Annotated in this window: 3 protein-coding genes; 1 reads left to right on the top strand and 2 read right to left on the bottom strand. The window is 71.7% G+C overall.

What is annotated here, in order from left to right; translation table 11 throughout:
- Positions 1–1,292, bottom strand: a 1,292-nt coding sequence (locus tag AB0I76_RS23335) for a hypothetical protein (RefSeq protein WP_357039160.1), incomplete at its 3' end; no start/stop codon positions are given.
- A gap of 49 nt (positions 1,293–1,341) precedes the next feature.
- A complete protein-coding gene (gene hflX / locus AB0I76_RS23330) occupies positions 1,342–2,793 on the bottom strand; it encodes a GTPase HflX (RefSeq protein WP_357039157.1) in 1,452 nt (483 codons plus the stop codon).
- Between the two features lie 178 nt (positions 2,794–2,971).
- Between hflX and AB0I76_RS23325 the strand changes: the two genes are divergently transcribed.
- Positions 2,972–4,402: NAD-dependent malic enzyme (locus AB0I76_RS23325; RefSeq protein ID WP_357039154.1), on the top strand; the 1,431-nt coding region annotated here is incomplete at its 3' end.

Below are 4,402 nucleotides of genomic sequence, written 5' to 3'. Positions count from 1 at the left end.
GCACCACCACGACCGCCACCGGGCGGGACCGCGCCACCGGGAGGGGCACCGCCCGGTCCGCCGTAGACACCGCCGGCGGGCGCACCGCCGTAGGCACCGGCCCGGGACCGGTCACCGGGGGGCAGGAAGCCCTCCGCCTCGTCGTCCGGACCGTCGTCGGAGTCCCGGCCCGGCGGCGGGTTCCGCCGTGCCCGGAGGATGCCGACGACACCGGCACCGACCAGCAACGCGCCGACGACACCGACCGCACCGATCAGGTAGGTGATGTCCTGGAGCGTGAGGCCGTCCATCCAGGACTGGCCCGCGGCCGACCTGGGCCCGGCCGCCGAGCCCGCGACGGGCTTCGCGCCCTCTGTGGACGGCTTGTAGGCCAGGATGTCGATCGGGTCCTCGTTCTCGAGCTGACCGCCGTCGGAGATGGTGAGGAACGACTTGCCGTCCGGCGTGTAGGAGATCGCCTCGCCGAACGGATCCTCCAGCGCGGTCACCCGGGGCTCGGCGCTGGTCAACGCCTTCACCACGTCACCGTCGGGGACGTCGTACTCGAAGGCGTCGGCGTACGTGCGGAGCACCACGCGGGACCCGTCCGGGGAACGGGCGGCACCGGTGACAGCCGTCCGGCCGAGGGCGCCGAGCCGGTTCTCCGTGTCGGTCTTCGGCAGGCTGACGTCGCCGACCTTCTTCATCGGCACGGGCTCGGTGTCGCCGGTGCGCAGCTTCCCGCCCGGCGCGAAGATCTCCGCCTTGCCGGCGGTCACCTTGGTGATGATCAGAGGGGTGCCGTCACCGTTGAGGAGCAGTGCCTCGGCGTCGCGCGGCTTGCCGTCCGGGTACGCGATGCGGTGCAGCTTCGGCTGCGCGCCGCCGCCGACCGGCATGCTCCACAGCGCGACCCGCTCGCGGCGGGTCTTGCTGGTGACGTTGTCGCCGGTGTCGGCGATCCACAGCGTCCTGCCGTCCGGCGAGAGTGCCAGGTCCTCGGTGTCGAGAGGTCCGCCACCGGAGTAGCGGACCGGATCCTTGGCGATCTTGCACTTGGTGTCGAGGAAGAAGACGCGCTTGCGGCGGTCGTCGTCGGTGCCGTCGTTGACGACGATGTAACCGGTCTTCGTCGCCACCAGGCCGGAGACCTCGCGGAGGCGCTCGTCGGTCACCGTGCACCGCTTCTGACCTGCCGCGAGAGCGAGCGGGGAGGTGGCGGGGGTGGAGGCCGCCAGGGCGACCCCGGCCCACGCCACGGTTGCCCCCAGCACGCTGAGGGCAACCGTGACCGAGGAGAAGACGCGGCGCATCTTGCTAGTGTCGCATGTCCCGCGGTGCTCTCCGGGCGGCCGGGACGCCCTACGACCGCTGCGCGACCGCCCGCTCCGCTCCGGTCTCGTACGGTGCCAGCTCCGCCGCGAGGGCCTCGCCGACCCGAACGTGCAGCAGGGTGCCCTCCGGCAGGTGTGACGTGCTCAGCACTTCGCCCTGCCGGTGCAGCCGCGCCACCAGGTCACCCCGGTCGTACGGGAGCACGGCGCGGACCTCCACCGCCGGACGGGGGAGCCGCCCCTCGATGGCCTCGCGCAGCCCGTCGATGCCCCGCCCGGTGTGGGCGGACACGAAGACGGCATCCGGCCAGAGCCGCTTCAGCCGCAGCAGGGTCTCCTCGTCCGCGGCGTCGGTCTTGTTGACCACCAGCAGCTCGGGCAGCCGGTCGGCGCCGACCTCCGCGAGCACCTCGTGGACCGCCCGGACCTGCTCCTCCGGGTCGGGGTGGGTGCCGTCGACCACGTGCACCACCAGGTCGGCCTCGGCGACCTCCTCCAGGGTCGAGCGGAACGCCTCGACGATCTGGTGCGGCAGGTGCCGGACGAAGCCGACGGTGTCGGACAGCGTGTAGAGGCGCCCGTCGGAGGTGGTGGCCCTGCGGGTGGTCGGGTCCAGCGTGGCGAACAGCGCGTTCTCCACCAGCACGCCGGCACCGGTCAGCCGGTTGAGCAGGCTGGACTTGCCGGCGTTGGTGTAGCCGGCGATGGCGACGGCCGGCACCGCGTTGCGGGAGCGTCGGGCGCGCTTGGTCTGGCGTACCGTCCGCATGCCCTTGATCTCCCGGCGGAGCCGGGCGATGCGGTGGCGGATCCGACGCCGGTCGGTCTCCAGCTTGGTCTCACCGGGACCGCGCAGGCCCACGCCGCCGCCGGCGCCGCCGCCGCGACCGCTACCACCGGTCTGCCGGGAGAGGGTCTCACCCCAACCGCGCAGGCGGGGCAGCAGGTACTCCAGCTGGGCCAGCTCGACCTGTGCCTTACCTTCCTTGCTCTTCGCGTGCTGGGCGAAGATGTCCAGGATCAGGGCGGTCCGGTCGACCACCTTGACCTTGGTGCGCTGCTCCAGGTTGCGCAGCTGCGACGGGGACAGCTCACCGTCGCAGATGACGGTGTCGGCGCCGGTGGACAGCACCACCGAACCGAGGTCCTCGACCTTGCCGCGGCCAACGTAGGTGGCCGGGTCCGGGCGGTTGCGCCGCTGGATCAGGCCCTCGAGGACCTGGGAGCCGGCCGTCTCGGCCAGCGCGGCCAGCTCGGTGAGGGAGTTCTCCGCGTCGCTCTGGCTGCCCTCGGTCCACACCCCGACGAGGATCACGCGCTCCAGGCGCAGCTGCCGGTACTCGACCTCGGTGATGTCGGTGAGCTCGGTCGAGAGGCCGGGGACCCGCCGCAACGCCTGCCGCTCCGACAGCTCGAAATCACCGGTTGTGGCGTCGAACTCGTCGTCCTCGTTGGGAACGTAGGTCTCCTGCTCTCGCAAACTCAGTCTCCTGTCCGTTTGGTCACGTAGAACGCAATCCTGACATGTGCCAACGCACGACGCACCTGCTATATGCCCGTGGCCGTACCGGCCGGTAGCGGGGTCGGATGCCGGCCGGACCAGCGGGGCGAGTAGAAATGCTGGGCGAACCGTTCAGCGTCGACGGAGGAAAAACACCGTGGCCATCACCCGTCTCCCGAGTGCCGGGTTCTCGATCACCATCCGGATCGCGGTGCCTGCGGACGCCTCCTCGATCGGACGCCTCACCACCTCCGTCGGCGAGGCCGGTGCGATCGTCACCGCCCTCGACGTGGTTGACTCCGACCCGACCCACGTGCTCGTCGACCTGACCTGTGACACCGCCGACTCCAGCCACGCCGACCAGGTGGTCGACGCGCTGACCGCGCTGGACGGCGTGGACGTCCGCAAGGTCTCCGACCGGACGTTCCTGCTCCACCTCGGCGGAAAGATCGAGGTCACCCCGAAGGTCGCGCTGCGCAACCGGGACGAGCTGTCGCGCGCGTACACCCCCGGTGTGGCCCGGGTCTGCATGGCGATCGCGGAGAACCCGGCGGACGCCCGTCGGCTCACCATCAAGCGCAACACCGTCGCCGTGGTCAGCGACGGCTCCGCCGTCCTCGGCCTGGGCAACCTCGGGCCGGCCGCGTCCCTGCCGGTGATGGAGGGCAAGGCCGCGCTGTTCAAGCGCTTCGGCGGGGTCGACGCGTGGCCGGTGGTGCTGGACACCCAGGACACCGACGAGATCGTGCAGATCGTCAAGGCCATCGCGCCCGCGTACGGCGGGATCAACCTGGAGGACATCGCCGCGCCGCGCTGCTTCGAGATCGAGGCCCGGCTGCGCGAGGCTCTGGACATCCCGGTCTTCCACGACGACCAGCACGGCACCGCCATCTGCGTGCTCGCCGCGCTGACCAACGCGCTGCGCGTCGTGGGCAAGCAGCTCGCGGACGTCCGGGTCGTGGTCTCCGGCGCGGGCGCGGCCGGCACCGCGATCATGAAGCTGCTGCTGCGCCAGGGCGTCGGCGACATCATCGCGTACGACCGGAAGGGCGCCCTGCACCGTGGGATGCCCGACCTCAACCCGGCCTGGCAGTGGCTGGCCGAGCACACCAACAAGGAGAGCTACTCCGGCGACCTGCCGGGTGCGATCCGGGGCGCGGACGTGTTCATCGGCGTCAGCGCGCCGAACCTGCTCACCGGCGACGACATCGCCGCGATGGCCAAGGACTCGATCGTCTTCGCGCTGGCCAACCCGGACCCGGAGGTCGACCCGCGGGAGGCACGCAAGCACGCCGCCGTCGTCGCCACCGGCCGCTCCGACCAGCCGAACCAGATCAACAACGTGCTGGCGTTCCCGGGCGTCTTCCGGGGCATGCTCGACGCGCACGCCGAGGAGTTCACCGAGGAGATGGCCATCGCCGCCGCGCGGGCCATCGCCGACGTGGTGGGCGAGGAGAAGATCAACCCGACGGTGATCGTGCCGAGCGTCTTCGACTCCCGGGTCGCCCCGGCGGTCGCGGCGGCCGTCCGCGCGGCGGCGCAGAACCCGGCGGTCACCCAGCCCTCACGACAGCGGCCTAACCCCCAC

The organism is Micromonospora sp. NPDC049799, assembly GCF_040656655.1.
Classification (GTDB): Bacteria; Actinomycetota; Actinomycetes; order Mycobacteriales; family Micromonosporaceae; genus Micromonospora.
Note: the sequence above shows the minus strand (reverse complement) of the source record. Positions and strands in the feature narration are given on the sequence as shown.